Raw genomic sequence first — 1088 nt, forward strand, 5'->3', positions numbered from 1 at the left:
ATTGACTGCTCCAATCCATTGTTACTAACGGTTTCTATCCCTTCATGTCGTTCCATCTCATCCGAGTTATCTGAGATCCTGCGAATAAGCGAGCATGCGTGAGTAATCCCGTTCAAATTGAGGGAGTAGTATCCAATTATATACAAAAAATTAAAAACTATGTAAACATACATGCTGAGCAAAAGGGGTATGCTTATAAATAGCTAAATGGAATGATGACATTTGAGCTTTATTATTTCAATACTTATTTATATAAGTATTTTTCACGACCATCTTGAAATCCGAAATATCTCAGACAATAACCATCTTTATATCGTGTAATTAGTTGTTCGATTAACGGATCATTTTCAAACTGAATATATCCTGTTAAATAGAGCACAATCAGAAATTCTTCGAAACGATCATTGCCCAAATACATTTCCTCTTTATCCATTCCCCAAAAGACATCACTTTCAAAGGCTAGAAGATCTGACGCGCCTTGATGTGTACCGCCTGAATGATAAATATTGTCTTTTGAATTTATAATATAGTTAATTTCAATCGGTTCCATCATATCTTCTACATTGTTTAGCTTCATTAATTCTTTAACAGCTTGATCATCTCTAAATATATAGGCAGTAACTACCGTTTCAAACTCTGCATGAGGATCAAACTGTAAACCTGCAAAAAGATCGATATCTACTTGTTGGGCTAAATACTTTGTTGTAAGCCGTTGATGTATGTCTTCTAGCGTAAAGCGATTAGGTATGTTTAAAGTAAGATACTGGTTATATAGTTTTTGAATATCAATGTGCATCGTAGATACCCCTTTTCATAAGTATGTAATAGTGGTGGGAATAGTTAAGGAGAATATGATGTGATCCTACTTATGACTCTATGATCGTACGGGTTTGATAGATTTGATCGTGTATACCCTTCGCTCAGTACTATATAATATTTTCCAATAATGTGCAATGTTGCATACTCCCTCAATTTGAACGGGATTACTCACGCATGCTCGCTTATTCGCAGGATCTCAGATAACTCGGATGAGATGGAACGACATGAAGGGATAGAAACCGTTAGTAACAATGGATTGGAGCAGTCCA

1 protein-coding gene is annotated in these 1088 nt (G+C 35.4%); it reads right to left on the bottom strand.

The window, feature by feature from the left end:
- Positions 1 to 244: 244 nt before the first annotated feature.
- A complete protein-coding gene (locus ACFSTH_RS11440; protein ID WP_377771391.1) occupies positions 245 to 796 on the bottom strand; it encodes a pyruvate kinase in 552 nt (183 codons plus the stop codon).
- Between the last annotated feature and the right edge of the window lie 292 nt (positions 797 to 1088).

This window comes from Paenibacillus yanchengensis, assembly GCF_042684845.1.
Lineage (GTDB): Bacteria > Bacillota > Bacilli > Paenibacillales > Paenibacillaceae > Pristimantibacillus > Pristimantibacillus yanchengensis.

Coding starts and splice junctions, on each gene's coding strand:
- ACFSTH_RS11440 (WP_377771391.1), bottom strand. CDS start 796: ATGCACATTGATATTCAAAAACTATATAACCAGTATCTTACTTTAAAC.